This is a genomic window from Streptomyces capoamus (assembly GCF_014654935.1).
Taxonomy (GTDB): domain Bacteria; phylum Actinomycetota; class Actinomycetes; order Streptomycetales; family Streptomycetaceae; genus Streptomyces; species Streptomyces capoamus.
Genome location: NZ_BNBF01000001.1, coordinates 131,402 through 149,201 on the forward strand (window position 1 = coordinate 131,402; position 17,800 = coordinate 149,201).

Sequence of the window (17,800 nt, forward strand, 5' to 3'; positions counted from 1 at the left end):
TTCCCCGGTAGACCGGGAACCGGCTCAGTCCGGTCGCGCGGGTCGCGTTGGCCACGTCCTCGCAGGTCGCCTGGGTGTCCAGGGCGATGACCTGGACGCGGGGGGTCATCACGTTCTCGGCCGTGAGGTCGGCCAGGTTCAGCGTCCGCACGAACAGCTCGGCGGTGTCCGGCTCCAGGGCGCCCTGCTTGGCGGAGTGCCGGGCGAGCGCGGCCAGCTCCTGCGGCCCGCGCGCGGAGGCCAGCTCCTCGGCGGGCTCGATGCCGAGCCGGCGGACGAAGCGGTTGGCAGTGTTGTTCAGGTGGGTGATGAAGGGCCGGAAGACCGCGCTGAACCAGCGCTGGGCGCTGCCCACCCGCTTGGCCATGGCCAGCGGCGAGGAGATCGCCCAGTTCTTGGGCACCAGCTCGCCGACGACCATCAGGAACACCGTCGACAGGGCCGTGCCCAGCACCAGCGCAACGGAACTCGCCGTGGTCCGGGACAGCCCCATGGCCGTGAACGGCCCGGCGAGCAGCTTGGCGATCGACGGCTCGGCGAGCATGCCGACCACCAGGTTGGTCACGGTGATGCCCAGCTGGGCGCCGGAGAGCTGGAAGGTCAGGTTCCGTACGGCCTTCAGGGCGCCCGCGGCGCCGCGCTCGCCGCGCGCGGCGGCCCGCTCCAGCTCGCCGCGTTCGACCGTGGTCAGCGAGAACTCGGCCGCCACGAAGGCGCCGCAGGCCAGTGACAGCAGGATCGCCACCAGGAGGAGGAGCACTTCGGTCATCGGGTCACCCCCTCCCATGATCGGACAGGGTGGGGCACGACGCGCGATGTCGCGGACCGGGAGGCTCGCCCATGGGCGGACGCTCACAACCTTTCATAGAGGGCCGAGTGCTCCCTCCAGGGTAAAGGATGGGCAAAGAAGTCCGGAGAGGGGTCCGGCCTCAGTCGGCCAGCGGCTTCACCCAGCGCCGCCACCGCTCCTCCGGTCCGTAGCCGGCCGCGCGCCAGGCGTGCTGCGCGCTCTCGTTGCGGACCAGCACCATCGCGTCCGCGCGCCGCCCGCCGAGCCGTACGAAGCGCTCCTCGGCGGCGGCCAGCAGCGCCGAGCCGATGCCCCGCCGCCGCAGCCCCGGACGCACCGCGAGCCGGTACAGATGGCACCGCCAGCCGTCGAAGCCGGCGATCACCGTGCCCACCAGTTCACCGTCCAGCTCGGCCAGCAGGAGCGCCTCCGGGTCGCGGTCGACCAGCCGCCGCACACCGGCCAGGTCGTCACTGATGCTCGTCCCCTCGGCGGCCGTCCGCCAGAAGGCGAGGACGGAGTCGGCGTCCGCGGACACGGCGGCGCGTATACGAAGATCTGTCATCCCGTCATCGTGATCGACGCCGTCCGGGCGACGCCCGGAGTTCCGTCATGCGGACTTCTCGCGTCCCTCGGCATGCCCGCGCAGGTCGATCCGGACGCGCCCTCGTCTCTCCCCGCCGACGGGCGGGTCGACCCCGTCCGATGTCGTCACGCGCGCGCCGGCGTGATCGCCGGGGCTGGTTCACTCGTGGGCGATGGCCGCCAGCACGTTCATCCGGGATGCCCGCAGCGCCGGCAGCAGGGCCGCCACCACGCCCACCACCACCGAGCCGAGCACCACCGCGACGATCGTGCCCCAGGGGATCGCGAGCGCCGTCAGCCCGCGCAGGGCCAGCACCCGCTGCATGCACACCCCCCACACGAGCCCCAGCCCCAGCCCCAGCACCGCCCCGAACACCGCGATCACCACCGACTCCAGCCGGATCATCCGGCGCACCTGCCGCCGCCCCAGCCCGATCGCCCGCAGCAGCCCGATCTCCCGGGTGCGCTCCACCACCGACAGGGCGAGGGTGTTCACCACGCCCAGGACGGCGATGACGATCGCCAGCCCGAGCAGCGCGTACACCAGGTACAGCAGCACGGCGATCTGGTCGTGGACCAGGTCCTTGTAATCGGCCTGGTCGCGCACCTGCACCTGCGGGAAGGAGCCCAGCGCCCGCTCCAGGCGGGGCCGCAGCCGCGCCGGGTCGGTGCCGGGGGCCGCGTTGACGTAGAGCGCCGCGTCCTGCCCGTCCGGCACGTACCTCTGCAGGGTCGGCAGACCGAGGAACAGGCCGCCCTCGGTGCCGAAGCCGTCGGCCGCGTCCTGGTCGGTCAGCGCACCGACGGTCAGCTCCGTCCGGCGCCCGCCCGGGAACTCGACCGGCAGCACACTGCCGATCCGCACCCCGTGCTCCTCGGCGTAGCCGGCGTCCAGGGCGAGGTGCCCGTCGGCCAGGGCGGCCGCCGAGCCGCCCCGCGCGTACGTGATGTGCGCGACGTCGTCGAGCCGCCGACCGTACCCGGCGGCGGTCGTCGTCACCCGCCTGCCGTCCGGCAGGCGCACCGCGATCGGCGTGCGCCGCTGCCGTACGACGAGTCCCACCCCGGGTGTCCCGGCGGCCCGGTCCGCGATCTGCCGTGTGAAGGGCAGGAAGTTGGCGTTCTGGACGACGAAGTCGGCGCCCAGCGTGCGGTCGATCTGCCGGTCGAACGACGCGGACATCGAGGCGCTCGCCACCGACATGCCGCCGACCAGGGCCAGGCCCACCATCAGCGCGGCGGCCGTGGCGCCGGTCCGGCGCGGATCGCGCAGCGCGTTGCGCCGGCTCATCCGGCCTACGGGGCCGAACAGCACGGGGAAGGCCGCGCCCAGCACCCGGATCACCGGCCGCACCAGCAGCGGACCGGCCACCACGGTCGCGATCAGCGTCAGCACCACACCGGCACCCAGGAGGGAGGCGGCCCGCGCGGTCCGCGTCGCCGTCGCGCAGCCGGCCAGCGCCGCCGCGCCGGCCGTCCCGACCACCGCACCGGCGATCGCCCGCGTCCTCAGCGGCCTGCCCGCACCGGCCGTCTCGCCGACGCCGTCACTGGCCAGTGCCGCCATCGGCGAGACGGCCGCCGCGCGCCGCGCGGGCAGGTAAGCGGCCACGAAGGTCACGCCGAGGCCGACGACGTAGGCCGCGACCGGTGTCCCCCAGCCGATCACCATCTCCGCGGCCCTCAGGTGCATCCCGAACGCGCTCATCAGCCGGATCAGCCCGAACGCCAGCCCTATGCCGGCGGCCAGCCCGAGCGTGGAGCCGACCAGCCCCAGCAGCAGCGCCTCGGTGAGCACCGAACGCCGTACCTGGCGGCGGTCCGCGCCCAGCGCCCGCAGCAGGCCCAGTTCCCGGGTGCGCTGGGCGATCAGCATGGAGAAGGTGTTGACGATCAGGAACACGCCGACCAGCAGGGCCACACCGGCGAACCCCAGCATCACGTACTTGACCACGTCGAGGAAGGTGCCCAGCGCGGCGGCGGCCGACCGGGCCTGTTCGCCGGCGGTCTTCACCTCGTAGGTCCGGGTACCGACCACCGCGCCGATCCGGCGCTTGAGTTCCGCGTCGGACACGCCCGGTGCCGCGTCCGCCGCGACGGCGGTCGCCCGCGCGGAGGAGCCGAGCAGTTCCCGGCCGGCCACCGCCGGGTCCAGGTAGAGCAGGGCCGCCCCCGGATTGGTCGTGGTGAAGGTGGCGATGCCGGCGACCCGGACCCGGAAGGCGCCCGGCTGTGCCTGCACGGTCAGCGTGTCCCCGATCCGGACGTGCCTGCGGCCGGCCGTGTCCGCGTCCAGCAGCGCCTCCCCGGCCCCGCGCGGCGCGTGACCCGACGTCAGCCGCACCGGGCTGCGGTCGGTGGCGTACCAGGCGGCGGCGACGGTAGGGGCGCCGGTGGTGGGGCCGACGGAGCGGTTGCGGCGGTCGACCACCACCACGTTGCGCACCGACACCTCCGCGCGGGCCGCCGCCACCCCGTCGACCCCGGCCACCCGGTCCCGCAGGGCGGCCGGCACGGTCTGCACCGCGCCGCTCGTCCGCGCCGACCGCAGGTCCTCCCGGGGCTGGACCGTCACATCGGCGGCGGTGGAGGCGAACAGCCGGTCGAAGGTACGGCTGACGGTGTCGGAGAAGATCAGGCTGCCCGCGACGAACGCCACGGACAGGATCACCGCCAGCGCGGACAGCGCCAGCCGTCCCTTGTGCGCGAGGAAGCTCCTCAAGGTTGCCTTGAGCACCGGATCAGTCCTCCTCGGCGGTGCGCCCGGCGCCGGGCCGGCGCCGGACCGGGACGCTCCCGGGCTCCCGCGGGCCGCCGGCCGGAAGGACGCGCATGCGCTCCAGCACGGCCTCGGCCGTCGGTTCGGGCATCTCGTCCACGATCCGTCCGTCGGCGAGGAAGAGCACCAGATCGGAGTGGGCGGCGGCCCCCGGGTCGTGCGTCACCATGACGACGGTCTGGCCGAGGTCGTCCACGGCACCGCGCAGGAAGGCCAGTACCTCCCGGCCGGTCCGCGAGTCCAGGTTGCCGGTCGGCTCGTCGGCGAGGACCAGCTCCGGGCGGGAGGCCAGGGCCCGCGCGCAGGCGACGCGCTGCTGCTGGCCGCCGGAGAGCTGGGCCGGGCGGTGCGCGAGGCGGGGACGCAGCCCGAGCGTGTCGACGACCTGGTCCAGCCACCGCGCGTCGGGCCGCCGGCCGGCGATGTCCATCGGCAGGGTGATGTTCTCGGCCGCGGTCAGTGTCGGGACGAGGTTGAACGACTGGAACACGAACCCGATCCGGTCCCGCCGCAGCCGGGTCAGCTCCCGCTCCCGCAGCCCCGTGATCTCTGTGCCGCCGAGCCACACCCGGCCGGCGGAGACGGTGTCGAGACCCGCGAGGCAGTGCATGAGGGTGGACTTCCCGGAGCCCGAGGGTCCCATCACGGCGGTGAACCGGCCCCGCGCGATGTCCACGTCCACCGCGTCCAGCGCGAGCACGGCCGTCTCGCCGGAGCCGTACGCCTTGGTCAGCCCGCGTGCCCGGGCCGCGGTCCCGCCGCCCGGCGTACGCCCGGGTGCGTGCTGCGCCGCAGGTGTGGACAAGACTGCCTCCCCGTCACCGGACCGGAACCGCCTCCGCGGGCGGACACACGGCCGCGTCCGCCCCGGACGGCCGCCCGGCTACCGCGCCGCCCGTGGCGTACCGCCCGTACCGGGCGAGCGTAGGGGACACGGGGGCCGGGCGCAGCGTATGTGCGCGCCGTTGCCGGCGGTGGCGGGGCGGAGCCGTGTTTCGTTCGCGGGCTCACGTCCGCGCGCGTGCCGAGCCCCGCATCGGGTGACGGCCGTCCCGCAGGAGCGGAGCGAGGAGGGCGGCCGGTCAGCGGGGGTCCGGCTCGTCCGGGCGCCAGGCGACGCCGAGCGAGCAGTACGACGTCGGCAGCGCCGGGCCCTTGTCCGGCAGCAGCACCCGCCGGTGCGGGCCGAGGCGGAACCCGGCGGCGCGCAACGCGGTGACCGGCTCCCGGGACAGGTGGCAGCCGCCGTTCAGGACCGGCCACAGGGTGCGGTCCAGGGTCTGCTGGGTCAGCCCCATCACCCGGCCGCCACCCCGCCCGTGCTCGAAGAACCGCACCTCGCCGCCGGGCCGCAGCACCCGTCGTACCTCGCCGAGCGCCCGCTCGACGTCCCGCACGCTGCACAGGACCAGCGACAGCACGGCCGCGTCGAACGCCTCGCTCTTGACGGGCAGGGCCTCCGCCGCCCCCGGCACCACGTCGACCGGCACCTCGGCGCGCAGCGCGGCCTCCAGCGCGAGGTGCCTCAGCCGCGGCTCCGGTTCGATCGCGACGACCTCCGCCACCGTGCCCGGATAGTGCCCGAAGTTGAGCCCGTTGCCCGCGCCGACCTCGATCACCCGGCCGGACAGCCCGGCGAGCAGCCGCTCCCGCACCCCGGCCATCCCGAACCGGGACTCGGCGCCCACGCTGATCCGGGCGTAGTAGCGGGCGAACAGCGGATGGTGGACGGGACCGCGCGCGACCCGGCCGGAACGGGTGGACAGCAGCCGCATGGCAACCTCCCTGGACAGCACGGCCCTAGGGCGGTCTTTCGTATCACCCCGGGGCCGCGGGGCTCGGCACGCACGTCCGCCGCGTTGTCGTCGGTCGCCGACGCTCCGCGTCGACTCCCTCCTCCGCCTTGCGGCCGCACGCACCGAGCCCCGCTCACCGGCACCGACAAGGCACCGCCGATCCGAGTCGGGCCGATCCGAAAGACACGCCCTAGGAAAAGTGTCCCCCGCGACACGCCCGCGCATCCCCGCCGAACCCTCCTTCGGCCGGCGGTGTCCCGGCCGCGGTCCCGGCAGGCTCACCCGGCACGGGCGCCCGTCGACCCACCGGAGTCCCGGCAGGCGGCGGACGCACGCCGTGCCGGCCGGCGGTCACGGCGTCTGCCGCACCCGGAACGCCTCCGCGTCCCACGTGCCGTCCAGCCGGGGAGCCAGCCAGCCCGGTGCCGCCGTGCGGAACTCCGCGGGCGGCAGCGCCCCGGCCCCGGAGGGCAGCGCCCCCAGCAGCGGGGCGCCGGCGACCTCCGGCAGCTCGGCCACGTTGCAACGGGTGGCCAGGTCGGGGGTGTCGGGCCAGCTGCCGATCACCAACCCGGCGAACCCCAGCCCCTGGCGCCGCAGTTCCCGGGCCGTCAGCTCCGTGACGTTGAGCGTGCCCAGCCCGGCCTGCACCACGACCAGCACCGGCGCGTCCAGCAGCCGGGCCACGTCGGCCAGCGTCCCGCCCGCCGCGTCGAACCGGACGAGCAGTCCGCCCGCCCCCTCGACCAGCACCAGATCGTGCTCGGCGGCCAGCTTGGCGGCCCGCTCGGCCACCTCCTGCGGGTGCACCGGCGCCATCCCGGCCCGCCGCGCCGCCGTACCCGGCGCCAAGGGCTCGGGGAAGCGCGCGATCTCGGCGGCCGTGACCGGACCGGCGAGCCGCGCGACCTCGTCGGCGTCCCCGCGTTCGTCCGGCCCCACGCCCGTCTGGGCGGCCTTCAGCACGGCCACCGAACGCCCGGCCGCCAGCGCCGCAGTGGCGACGGCGGCCGTGGTGACGGTCTTGCCGATCTCCGTGCCCGTCCCCGTGATCACCAGTACCGGCATGTCATCCCTCCAGCGCCGCGGCGCACACCGCGCGCGCGATCCGTGCCACGTCCTCGTCCGAGGTGACGTACGGCGGCATCGTGTAGACCAGGTCGCGGAAGGGGCGCAGCCACACACCCTCCCGTACGGCGGCTTCGGTCGCGGCCCGCATGTCCACCGGGTGGTCGAGCTGGACCACTCCGATGGCCCCCAGCACGCGCACGTCGCGCACCCCGGCGAGTTCGCGCGCCGGCGCCAGGCCCTCTTCCAGGCCCGTCTCGATCCGTTTAACCTCGGCGCGCCAGTCCTGCCCGAGCAACAGTTCGAGGGAGGCGCAGGCCACGGCCGCCGCCAGCGGGTTGCCCATGAACGTGGGGCCGTGCGCGAGCACCGGGACGTCGCCCCGCGAGATGCCGTCGGCGACCCGCGCGGTGCACAAGGTGGCCGCCATCGTCAGGTAGCCGCCGGTCAGCGCCTTGCCCACGCACATCACGTCCGGGCTGACGGCCGCGTGCTCCGCCGCGAACAGCGCGCCGGTGCGGCCGAAACCGGTGGCGATCTCGTCGAACACCAGCAGCACGTCGTGCGCGTCGCACGCCTCGCGCAGGACCCGCAGGTACGCGGGGGAGTGGAAGCGCATGCCGCCGGCCCCCTGCACCACCGGCTCCACGATCACCGCGGCCAGCTCGTCCGCGTGCCGCCCGACCATCTCGCGCAGGTGCTCCGCGTACGACTCCTCGTACGCGGCGGGCGGCGCGTCCGCGAACAGCTGGCGCGGCAGCACGCCGGACCACAGCTCGTGCATCCCGCCCTCGGGGTCGCACACCGACATCGGCTGCCAGGTGTCGCCGTGGTAGCCGCCCCGCCAGGTCAACAGCCGCCGCTTCTCCGGCCGGCCGAGTGAACGCCAGTACTGCAGGCACATCTTCACGGCGACCTCGACCGACACCGATCCCGAGTCGGCCAGGAACACGTGCTCCAGCCCGTCGGGCGACATGTCGACAAGGAGCTTCGCGAGCCGGACGGCGGGCTCGTGCGTGAGCCCGCCGAACATGACGTGGCTCATCCGGCCCAGCTGTGCGCGCACGGCCTCGTCGAGCACCGGGTGGCGGTAGCCGTGGATGGCCGACCACCACGACGACATGCCGTCGACGAGTTCGCCGGAGCCGTCCGCCAGCCGCAGCCGGACCCCGCTCGCCGACTCCACGACGAGCGGTTCCGCGCGCCCGGGCATCGGACCGTACGGATGCCACACGTGCCGTCGGTCCAGCTCCAGCAGCTCCGGCACGTCCAGGTCAGGCATTGGGCGCGAGGTCCGTTCCGGCGCCCCGGCGGCGGACCGCGACCAGATCGGCGCGCGGTTCGGCGGCCGTGGCGACGGCGGCCGTACCGCAGACGCCGCCCGCACCCTCGTGCGACCCGCAGCCGCCGCCCTCGTGCGCCCCGCAGCCCGCCCCGGCGTCGGACCCGCAGCCCGCCCCGGCGTGGGACCCGCAGCCGCCCCCGGCGGCCGCCGCCCGGTGCTCCGGCAGCGTCACCTCGCCGGCGCCCTCCACCTCGAAGCCGGCGTCCGCGATCATCTCCAGGTCGGCCTTGCCGGCCTGGCCCTCGCTGGTCAGGTAGTCGCCGAGGAAGATGGAGTTGGCCAGGTGCAGCGCCAGCGGCTGCATCGTGCGCAGGTGGACCTCGCGCCCGCCCGCGATGCGGACCTCCACGTCCGGGCAGACGAACCGGACCATCGCCAGGATTCGCAGGCAGCGCTGCGGGGTGAGGTTCCACTCCTTGGCCAGCGGGGTGCCCTCGAACGGGATCAGGAAGTTCACCGGAACCGAGTCCGGGTCCAGTTCCCGCAGCGAGAAGACCACGTCGACGAGGTCCTCGTCGGTCTCGCCCATGCCGGCGATCAGACCCGAGCAGGCGGACAGGCCGGCCGCGTGCGCCTTCTGCACCGTGTCCACCCGGTCGGCGTACGTGTGGGTGGTCGTGATGTCCCCGTACGTGCCCTCGGACGTGTTGAGGTTGTGGTTGTAGGCGTCCGCGCCGGCCTCGCGCAGCCGTTCGGCCTGGCCGTCGGAGAGCAGGCCGAGACAGGCGCACACCTCGACGCCGTCGTTCTGCTCCTTGATCGCCTTGATGGTCTGCGAGACCCGGTCCACGTCCCGGTCCGTCGGGCCGCGCCCGCTGGCCACCAGGCAGACCCGCTTGGCGCCCCCGGCGAGACCCGCGGCGGCGGCCTGGGAGGCCTCGTCCGGCTTGAGCCAGGTGTACTTCAGGATGTCGGCCTTGGAGCCGAGCCGCTGGGAGCAGTAGGAGCAGTCCTCCGGGCACAGGCCCGACTTGAGGTTGACCAGATAGTTGAGTTTCACCCGGCGCCCGAACCAGTGCCGGCGCACCTTGCCGGCCGCGGCCACCACGTCGAGCAGGTCGTCATCGGAGGTGGCCAGCACGGCGAGCGCTTCCTCGCGGGTCGGCAGCTCGCGCCGAAGCCCCTTGTCCACCAGCGTGTTCAGCAGGTCCATGAGGCCTGATCCTGTCCTACGCGACCGCCCCGGGCCAAGGAGACTTCGCACAACAGAGCCGGTTCACCGTGTGGGTATTGCCACACACTGGGTGGCTGGTCGTCCCGCTAAGGTCTGTCCGCTACCTACAAAAAGCACCGGAGGACCCATGGCGTTCGGCTGGATCGACGAGCAGGCCGAGGGGCGCCGCCGCGCCGGACTCGTGCGCACCCTGCGCCCGCGCCCCGCCGACTCGACGCTGCTGGACCTGGCGAGCAACGACTACCTGGGACTGGCGCGCCACCCCGAGGTCACCGAGGGCGCGGCCGCGGCCGCCCGGACCTGGGGCGCCGGGTCCACCGGCTCCCGGCTGGTCACCGGCACCACCGGCCTGCACACGGAGCTGGAGCGCGCGCTCGCGGACTTCTGCGGCTTCGAGGCGGCCCTGGTGTTCTCCTCCGGGTACGCCGCCAACCTGGCGGCGGTCACCGCACTGGGCCCGCACGGCTCGCTGGTCGTGTCCGACGCGGGCAACCACGCCTCCCTCATCGACGGCTGCCGGCTCGCCCGGGGCGAGCGGCAGGTCGTCGCGCACGCCGATCCCGAGGCCGTGGACAAGGCGCTGACCGGTCACGCGGGCCCGGCGATCGTCGTCTCGGACACGGTGTTCTCCGTCGACGGCGACAGGGCCCCGCTGGCCGAACTGGCCGCGGTCTGCCGGGCGCACGGCGCGGGACTCGTCGTGGACGACGCGCACGGACTGGGCGTACTGGGTGACGGGGGCCGGGGCGCGCCGCACGCGGCCGGGCTGGCGGGCGCCGGGGACGTGGTCGTCACGGCCACCCTGTCCAAGTCGCTGGGCAGTCAGGGCGGTGTGGTGCTGGGCCCGGCCCGGGTGATCGACCACCTGGTCAACGCGGCCCGGACGTTCATCTTCGACACGGGTCTGGCGCCGGCGGCGGCCGGTGCCGCCCTGGCGGCGCTGCGGCTGCTGGAGCGCGAACCCGGTCGGGCGGTGCGGGCCCGCGAGGTGGCCGCGGAGCTGCACGCGCGCCTGACCGCCACGGGTCTGGAGGCGGTGCGTCCGGACGCCGCGGTGGTCTCCGTGCGGGCTCCGTCCCCGGAACAGGCGGTGCGCTGGGCGGCCGACTGCCGTACGGCAGGCCTCGCCGTGGGCTGTTTCCGCCCTCCTTCCGTGCCCGACGGCATCTCCCGGCTGAGGCTGACCGCCCGCGCGGACCTGTCCGGGGCGGAGATCGAACGCGCTGTACGAGTCATCGGCGAAACGCGACCATGAGTCGGCGTGACACGGCCGAGTGCCGCCTGGAAGTGGTCAGAGACTGATCGACTGCGATCAGAGTGCGGTCAGGAAGCCCGTCCAGCTCGCGGGGGAGAAGAGCAGGGCGGGTCCGGCCGGCCGCTTGGAGTCGCGCACGGCGAGCAGTCCGGCCGCGGGGCCGGAGCGCGGCCGTGCCGTCTCCACGCAGTTGTTGGCTCCCGTGCTGTGGCTGCTGCGCAGCCAGCGCACGTCGTGCAGGTCGGTACTGGCAGGGACGTTCCGAGGCAGTGCTGACATGGTGCCTCCTTACGCGCCGTCACCTATTCCGGCGATGTAGTCCAACGATTCCTCGGGGGAAAGGGCGTGGAACTGAAGGGTCTTGAAGGCCTCGGAGTAGGCCTTGAGGTCTTCTTTCCGTTCCAGGTAGAGGCTACTCGTCAACTGGTCGAGAACAACCACATCCAGATCAGAAGTGCTCGGAAATGAGAAGATAACGAAAGGCCCGGTGAGGCCGACATGTGCTCCCGCGGCGAACGGCAGGACCTGCAGCCGTACCTGGGGCAGCCGCGCCGCCTCCGTCAGCCGCTCCAGCTGCCGGGCCATCACCCCCGGCCCGCCCACCTCGCGGCGCAGCACCGCCTCGTCCAGGACGGCGCTCAACACCAGCGGCGGATCCGAACGGAGCACGTCCTGCCTGGCCAGACGCACTTCCACCAGGGTGTCCAGGCGTTCCTCGTCCAGGTCCTTCACGGCGGCCCGGGTCACCGCGCGGGCGTACTCCGCGGTCTGCAGCAGCCCGGGCACCACCGTGGTCTCCAGCGTGCGCATGGCGCCGGCCTGTGACTCCAGGCTGATGAAATCGCGGTACGTGGGCGGCAGCACCCCGCGGTAGGCGTGCCACCAGCGGTGCCGTCCGCCCGTGTCCTGCGAGCCCGCCAGCATCAGCAGCAACTCGCGCAGATGTCTGTCCCGGACCCCGTAGGCGTCCAGGAGTAAGCGCAGATCGGCCGGTTTTACGCCGCTCGCGCCGGTCTCGATGCGGCTGACCTTCGACTGGTGCCAGCCCACCAGCCGGGCCGCGTCACCGCTCGTGAGCCCGGCGCCGGTACGCAGCGTGCGCAGTTCGGCGCCCAATTTGCGGCGCCGCACCGCCGGACCGTTCTGCATGGGCTTCTCCTTACTCCTTCCGGGCCGCCCGAATACGGTATTGCGTCGCAGAGTTCACCGCTTCGGGCGACAGATATATGCATATCTTGGTGGATCGCGCCGCGTGACCGGACCGTTGGTGGCAGTCTGGCGAACAAGCACCAGTCCGGGACCGTACTCGAACCCCCCGCCGTCTGTCGGACCGCGGTCCCGTGGGAAAGGGACGACCTCGCCATGGCAGACCACCTGGAAGCATCCGTCACTCTGCCGAGCGATCCCGCCTCGGTCTCCGCCGCCCGCTCCTACGTCGTGGGCACCCTGGCGGAGTGGGGCCTGCCGTCGGACACCGAGACGGCCGACACGGTCCGCCTCATCGTCTCCGAACTCGCCACGAACGCCGTACAGCACACCTTCGGCCAGTCACCCACCTTCACGGTCGACCTCGCGCTGCACCAGGACGAACGCCTGCGCATCGGCGTGACGGACAGCCACCCCCGCCTCCCGAAGAGGCTGCCCGCCGCCGTCCAGCAGGACAACGGGCGGGGCATGGTCATCATCCGCTGGCTCACCGCCGAGTGCGGCGGCAGACTCCGCATCCGCCCCACGCGCGAGGGCGGCAAGACCGTCTCGATCGAACTCCCGTGGACCCTTCCGGCCGCACCGGTCCCGGCGGCCCTGCAGGAGCCGTAGCCCCTCGCCGGTTCCCTCACCGGGGCGCTCGGCACCCTTCCTGGCCCTCCCCGTCCGAGATCCCCCGCCGCGGCCGGCCGCCCGCCAGGGCCCGCGCCGCGACCGGCGTGATCGCGGTCCGGGGGCCTGTCGCCGTACCGGCCGTACCGGCGCTGTGCCCTGCCGCCCGCGGTCCGTGCCCGCGGGCGGCACCGGGGTGGCGCCGACGGCGTTAGGGAGCGGCCCTGCCTCCGGGACCGCTCCCGCCCCGACGTCAGGTCAGTTGACCCGGCCGTACCAGACGCTCTTCGTCCAGATCTTCTGCAGCCTCACCACGTCCCCGGTCCTGGGGGCGTGCCAGATCTTCCCGTGGCCGGCGTAGATGCCGACGTGGTAGACGCTGGAACCCGAGTGGAAGAAGACCAGGTCGCCCGCCTTGCGGCTGCGGGCGGAGATGTGGTGCGTCTTGTTGTACTGCTGGGCCGCGGTGCGCGGCAGCTTCTTGCCGGCCTTCTTGAACGAGTAGAGCGTCAGCCCCGAGCAGTCGAACCTGCGGGGTCCGGTCGCTCCCCACGCGTAGGGGGCGCCCTTCTTGGAGGCCGCGACCTTGAGTGCTTTCGTCGCCAGCGTCGCGGCGGAGGCGTCGGTGGCGAGGCCGGGCACCGCGATCGAGCCGCCCACGGCGGCGAGGGTGAGGGCCGAGGCCGTGCCGGCCCGGGCCATCAGCGACGGGACACGATTGAGCGCAGTCATGCGCAACCCTTCGTCAGCCGCCTGTGAAGGATGACCTGTCGGATTCGGGCTGGCGAAGTTGCCCGGCCGCGTTGCCGCGGCTTCACCCCAAGGGTTGCTCGGAGCCTGACGCCCGTCCGTGTCGAACAGACGTGCATCCGGTCCGGCGACCCGTCTTGCTTGGGTCCTCCACTCCTGCCGATCCACTCCTGTCGACCGGTCATCCGGGCGGCGGCAGGACTCGGCGTCCGCCCGGATCGCCCCGCCGCGGTGGCGGGGGCTTGTCGTCAGACAGGGATCTTGGCTCACGACTGTCCTAAAATCCCAACGGAATCGGGGATTTGTGGGGTTACTCACCACTCACCCGTTCGGGTGGACACTGCTCTGTTCGAGCCCCCGTCAGGTCCCGTGCGTAGCCCGCGACCTGGGGCGGAACGCCTCCTGGCGGCTCATGGATCCGCGCGCCGCGCAACTCGGGAGGCCCGGGAAACGGTCCGGATGTACACCGGTCGGCGGTACGTCATTCGGGGCGTTTCAAGTCCCGTACGGACGGCGCGTGTCGACTCCCGGGTCCCATCGGACCGCCACCGGCGTCCGCCTCAGCCGACGCCGTCCGGCGGGAGCGCGACGCGAGCGGCCCGGCGCTCACCGTCCAGCACCCGCAAGGCCCGTGCCAGCGTGTCCCCGTGCAGCTCCGTCTCGCCCCGCTGGTGCATCAGCGCGAGCGCGTCCCGCAGCTCTGCCGCCTTGCGCACCAGGGCCTGGGCCGCGCGCAGTCCGCGGTACGTGTCGCCCGGCCGGGCCGGGTTGACGCGGCCCAGCAGGTCGACGGCCTCCAGGTAGCGGTCGATCAACTCGCCCTCGGCGCGCGTCAGCGCGGGCAGCGGCGGAAGGTCCGGCAGCATGGGCGGCTCACCTCGCGTCCGGTGCGCCGGGGGTGTCCCGGCGGCCGGGCACGATGCCGTCCACCAGGCCGTAGGCGACGGCCCCGGCGGCGTCCAGGACCAGGTCGCGTTCGAGGTCCTCGTGGACCTGCCCGGCCGTGCGCCCCGTGTGCCGGACGAGCATCCGCTCCAGCGTCGCCCGGGTCCGGTCCCATTCCGCGGCCTGGATGAGCAGGTCGCTGGGCTGGCCGCGCACCGGCTCGGGCAGCGCGGGCTGCTCGAGCACCATGCGGGCGCCGGGCAGGGTGAACCGCTTGCCGGGGGCGCCGGCCGCGAGCAGTACCGCGGCCGAGGCGCCGGCCTGGCCGAGGCAGTAGGTCACCACGTCGCAACTGACGTACTGCATCGTGTCGTAGACCGCCGTCATGGCCTCGAAGGAGCCGCCCGGCGAGTTCACGTACAGCGTGATGTCCCGGTCCGGGGCCGCGTGTTCCAGGTACATCAGCTGCGCGGTCACGTCGCTCGCCGCCGCGTTGTCGACCGGCGTGCCGAGGAAGACGATCCGGTCCTCGAAGAGCTTCGCGTACGGGTCGAGCGTGCGGACGGTGTTCCCGGTGCGCTCGCCGAACTCGGGCAGCACGTGGCGGGCGGCTGGTCGGTGCATGGACATACCCCTCCTCCTGGCGAAGCCCCACGGGCCCCGACTTCTGTACAGAATGTACAGGACGTACCTGACGTTATGATGGACGTATGGCCTACGAGATTCCGGTGACGCAAGCCAGGGCTGAGCTCGCCGACCTGATCAACCGCGTCGTGTACGGCGGTGAGCGCGTCGTCGTGACCCGGCACGGCAAGCCGCTGGTCGCGTTGGTCTCGGCCGCCGACCTCGAACGCCTCGACGCCCTGGACGAGCCGGCCGGGGGACAGGTCATCAGCTCGGTGTCCCGCGTCCGGGAGACCGGTTCCGTACCCCCCGAGCGGCAGCGCTTCGGCATCGCGGCGGAGCACCGGCGGCCGGGCGCGCCCTGAGCCGGCCGCCTCTGCGGCAGCCCATCGGCCGGTCATGGGCCGATCAAGGTCTGGTTAACGTCGTTGAAACTCCGGCGTTTTAGCCTGCCGATCCACGCCACCGGGGGTTTTTCTGCCCGGATTGACGACGGTCCGGGCATTTGTCCGTGTGTTAGACCTGTCCCCGTCGCGGTGGCTGCGGCACCCGGGCCCGGCACGGCCCGGAGCGAGGACGGTGAGGTGGGACGTGCAACTGACCCCGCACGAGCAGGAGAGGCTGCTCATCCACGTGGCGGCCGACGTGGCCGAGAAGCGCAGGGCCCGCGGGCTCAAGCTCAACCACCCCGAAGCGGTCGCGCTGATCACCTCGCACATCCTCGAGGGCGCGCGCGACGGCCGCACGGTCGCCGAGCTGATGTCCTCCGGCCGCAAGATCCTGACCCGGGACGACGTCATGGAAGGGGTCCCGGAGATGATCCACGACGTCCAGGTCGAGGCCACCTTCCCGGACGGCACCAAGCTGGTCACCGTCCACGAGCCGATCGTCTGAGGGGGACCGCGATGATTCCCGGAGAGATCCTTTTCGCGGACGGCCCCGTCGTCTTCAACGCGGGCCGCGAGGTCACCCGGCTGACCGTGCTCAACGCCGCCGACCGGCCCGTCCAGGTCGGCTCCCACTACCACTTCGCCGAGGCCAACCCCGGGCTGCGGTTCGACCGCGCCGCCGCCCGCGGCAAGCGGCTGGACGTCGCCGCGGGCACCGCCGTCCGCTTCGAACCCGGCATCCCCGTGGAGGTCGGGCTCGTCCCGCTGGCCGGCGCCCGGATCGTGCCCGGACTGCGCGGGGAGACCGGGGGCGCCCTCGATGCCTGAGATCTCCCGCGCCGCCTACGCCGACCTGTTCGGCCCCACCACCGGCGACCGGATCCGGCTCGCCGACACCGACCTGCTCATCGAGATCGAGGAGGACCGCTCCGGCGGCCCCGGCAGCTCCGGCGACGAAGCGGTGTTCGGCGGCGGCAAGGTCATCCGGGAGTCCATGGGCCAGTCCCGCGCCACCCGCGCCGAGGGCACCCCGGACACCGTGATCACCGGTGCCGTCGTCGTCGACCACTGGGGCGTCGTCAAGGCCGACGTCGGCATCCGTGACGGCCGGATCACCGCCCTCGGCAAGGCCGGCAACCCCGACACCATGGACGGCGTCCACCCGGACCTCGTCATCGGCCCCGAGACCGAGGTCATCGCGGGCAACGGGCGCATCCTCACCGCCGGCGCCATCGACGCGCACGTGCACTTCATCTGCCCGCAGGTCGCGGACGAGGCGCTGGCCTCCGGCATCACCACCCTGGTCGGCGGCGGCACCGGACCCGCCGAGGGCTCCAAGGCCACCACCGTCACCCCCGGCCCCTGGCACCTGGCCCGGATGCTGGAGGCGATGGAGGCCTACCCGGTCAACGTCGGCCTCCTCGGCAAGGGCAACACCGTCAGCCACGAGGCGATGCTGTCCCAGATCCGCGGCGGCGCCGTCGGCCTGAAGCTGCACGAGGACTGGGGCTCCACGCCGGCCGTCATCGACGCGGCGCTGACCGTCGCCGACCGCACCGGCATCCAGGTCGCCATCCACACCGACACCCTCAACGAGGCGGGCTTCGTCGGCGACACGCTCGCCGCGATCGCGGGCCGGGGCATCCACTCGTACCACACCGAGGGCGCCGGCGGCGGCCACGCGCCCGACATCATGACGGTCGTCTCGCGGCCCAACGTGCTGCCCAGCTCCACCAATCCGACCCGGCCCTTCACCGTCAACACGACCGAGGAACACCTCGACATGCTGATGGTGTGCCACCACCTCAACCCGGCCGTCCCCGAGGACCTCGCGTTCGCCGAGTCCCGCATCCGCCCGTCCACCATCGGCGCGGAGGACATCCTCCACGACCTCGGCGCGATCTCGATCATCTCCTCCGACTCCCAGGCCATGGGCCGCGTCGGCGAGGTCGTCCTGCGGACCTGGCAGACCGCGCACGTCATGAAGCGCCGGCGGGGCGCGCTGCCCGGCGACGGCCGCGCCGACAACCACCGGGTACGGCGGTATGTCGCCAAGTACACGATCAACCCGGCGCTCGCCCAGGGCCTCGCCGCCGAGATCGGCTCCGTCGAGACCGGCAAGCTCGCCGACCTGGTGCTGTGGGAGCCCGCGTTCTTCGGGGTCAAGCCGCTCCTCGTCATCAAGGGCGGGCAGATCGCGTACGCGCAGATGGGCGACGCCAACGCCTCCATCCCCACCCCGCAGCCGATCCTGCCCCGCCCGATGTACGGCGCGATCGGCCGGGCCCCCGCCGCCAACTCCGTCAACTTCGTGGCGCCCCTGGCGATCGAGGACGGGCTGCCGGAGCGGCTGGGCCTCGGCAAGCGGTTCGCGGCGATCGAGTCCACCCGCGCGGTCACCAAGGCCGATCTGCGGGAGAACGACGCCCTGCCGGACGTGCGGATCGACCCCGACAGCTTCGCCGTGCACATCGACGGCGAGCTGGTCGAGGCCACGCCCGCCGTCGAACTGCCCATGGCCCAGCGCTACTTCCTGTTCTGA

The 17,800-nt window shown here is 73.4% G+C and carries 19 protein-coding genes; 6 read left to right on the plus strand and 13 right to left on the minus strand.

Features of this window, described 5'->3' with window-relative positions; translation table 11 throughout:
• From IE312_RS38360 to bioB, 8 genes are all read right to left on the minus strand, one after another.
• Nucleotides 1-769 (minus strand): hemolysin family protein (locus tag IE312_RS38360; RefSeq protein WP_229898814.1); only part of this gene is annotated, 769 nt, incomplete at its 3' end.
• A gap of 160 nt (nt 770-929) precedes the next feature.
• The gene (locus tag IE312_RS00630) at nt 930-1,355 is read right to left on the minus strand and encodes a GNAT family N-acetyltransferase (protein WP_189977208.1); all 426 of its coding nucleotides are present in this window, start codon (nt 1,353-1,355) and stop codon (nt 930-932) included.
• Between the two features lie 180 nt (nt 1,356-1,535).
• Entirely contained in the window at nt 1,536-4,112 is a 2,577-nt protein-coding gene (locus IE312_RS00635) for an ABC transporter permease (protein ID WP_189977210.1), read from the minus strand.
• 4 nt (nt 4,113-4,116) lie between these two features.
• Nucleotides 4,117-4,959, minus strand: coding sequence for an ABC transporter ATP-binding protein (locus IE312_RS00640; protein WP_189977212.1), 843 nt, complete (start codon nt 4,957-4,959; stop codon nt 4,117-4,119).
• Between the two features lie 277 nt (nt 4,960-5,236).
• On the minus strand, nt 5,237-5,929 hold the full coding sequence (locus IE312_RS00645; protein WP_189977214.1) for a class I SAM-dependent methyltransferase: 693 nt from the start codon (nt 5,927-5,929) through the stop codon (nt 5,237-5,239).
• Between the two features lie 372 nt (nt 5,930-6,301).
• Complete coding sequence (gene bioD, locus IE312_RS00650; RefSeq protein WP_189977216.1) at nt 6,302-7,018, minus strand: dethiobiotin synthase; 717 nt, start codon at nt 7,016-7,018, stop codon at nt 6,302-6,304.
• A 1-nt stretch (nt 7,019) separates the two neighbouring features.
• A complete protein-coding gene (locus IE312_RS00655) occupies nt 7,020-8,300 on the minus strand; it encodes an adenosylmethionine--8-amino-7-oxononanoate transaminase (protein ID WP_189977219.1) in 1,281 nt (426 codons plus the stop codon).
• A complete protein-coding gene (gene bioB, locus IE312_RS00660; protein WP_189977221.1) occupies nt 8,293-9,516 on the minus strand; it encodes a biotin synthase BioB in 1,224 nt (407 codons plus the stop codon). The genes IE312_RS00655 and bioB overlap by 8 nt, the downstream gene beginning before the upstream one ends.
• A gap of 148 nt (nt 9,517-9,664) precedes the next feature.
• Between bioB and IE312_RS00665 the strand changes: the two genes are divergently transcribed.
• Nucleotides 9,665-10,792, plus strand: a complete 1,128-nt coding sequence (locus IE312_RS00665) for an 8-amino-7-oxononanoate synthase (RefSeq protein ID WP_189977223.1) — start codon at nt 9,665-9,667, stop codon at nt 10,790-10,792.
• Between the two features lie 57 nt (nt 10,793-10,849).
• Here the strand turns inward: IE312_RS00665 and IE312_RS00670 are convergent, their stop codons facing one another.
• Nucleotides 10,850-11,071 (minus strand): DUF397 domain-containing protein, encoded by a 222-nt coding sequence (locus IE312_RS00670; protein WP_189977225.1) that lies wholly within the window; start codon nt 11,069-11,071, stop codon nt 10,850-10,852.
• Between the two features lie 9 nt (nt 11,072-11,080).
• Nucleotides 11,081-11,941, minus strand: a complete 861-nt coding sequence (locus tag IE312_RS00675; protein ID WP_189977227.1) for a helix-turn-helix domain-containing protein — start codon at nt 11,939-11,941, stop codon at nt 11,081-11,083.
• A 213-nt stretch (nt 11,942-12,154) separates the two neighbouring features.
• Here IE312_RS00675 and IE312_RS00680 point away from each other — a divergent pair, with 213 nt between their 5' ends.
• Nucleotides 12,155-12,610, plus strand: coding sequence for an ATP-binding protein (locus tag IE312_RS00680; RefSeq protein ID WP_189977229.1), 456 nt, complete (start codon nt 12,155-12,157; stop codon nt 12,608-12,610).
• Nucleotides 12,611-12,868: 258 nt separating this feature from the next.
• On the opposite strand, the gene IE312_RS00685 is transcribed toward IE312_RS00680, so the two are convergent.
• From IE312_RS00685 to IE312_RS00695, 3 genes are all read right to left on the minus strand, one after another.
• Nucleotides 12,869-13,342 (minus strand): C40 family peptidase, encoded by a 474-nt coding sequence (locus tag IE312_RS00685; RefSeq protein ID WP_189977231.1) that lies wholly within the window; start codon nt 13,340-13,342, stop codon nt 12,869-12,871.
• 578 nt (nt 13,343-13,920) lie between these two features.
• A complete protein-coding gene (locus tag IE312_RS00690; RefSeq protein ID WP_189977233.1) occupies nt 13,921-14,226 on the minus strand; it encodes a hypothetical protein in 306 nt (101 codons plus the stop codon).
• A gap of 7 nt (nt 14,227-14,233) precedes the next feature.
• Nucleotides 14,234-14,869: an ATP-dependent Clp protease proteolytic subunit gene (locus tag IE312_RS00695; protein ID WP_189977235.1), complete on the minus strand. Its 636-nt coding sequence runs from the start codon at nt 14,867-14,869 to the stop codon at nt 14,234-14,236.
• 86 nt (nt 14,870-14,955) lie between these two features.
• On the opposite strand from IE312_RS00695, the gene IE312_RS00700 reads away from it, so the two are divergent.
• From IE312_RS00700 to IE312_RS00715, 4 genes are all read left to right on the plus strand, one after another.
• A complete protein-coding gene (locus tag IE312_RS00700; RefSeq protein WP_189977237.1) occupies nt 14,956-15,234 on the plus strand; it encodes a type II toxin-antitoxin system Phd/YefM family antitoxin in 279 nt (92 codons plus the stop codon).
• 226 nt (nt 15,235-15,460) lie between these two features.
• Nucleotides 15,461-15,763, plus strand: a complete 303-nt coding sequence (locus tag IE312_RS00705; RefSeq protein WP_189977239.1) for an urease subunit gamma — start codon at nt 15,461-15,463, stop codon at nt 15,761-15,763.
• A gap of 11 nt (nt 15,764-15,774) precedes the next feature.
• A complete protein-coding gene (locus IE312_RS00710) occupies nt 15,775-16,086 on the plus strand; it encodes an urease subunit beta (RefSeq protein WP_189977248.1) in 312 nt (103 codons plus the stop codon).
• Nucleotides 16,079-17,800 (plus strand): urease subunit alpha, encoded by a 1,722-nt coding sequence (locus IE312_RS00715; RefSeq protein ID WP_189977250.1) that lies wholly within the window; start codon nt 16,079-16,081, stop codon nt 17,798-17,800. The genes IE312_RS00710 and IE312_RS00715 overlap by 8 nt, the downstream gene beginning before the upstream one ends.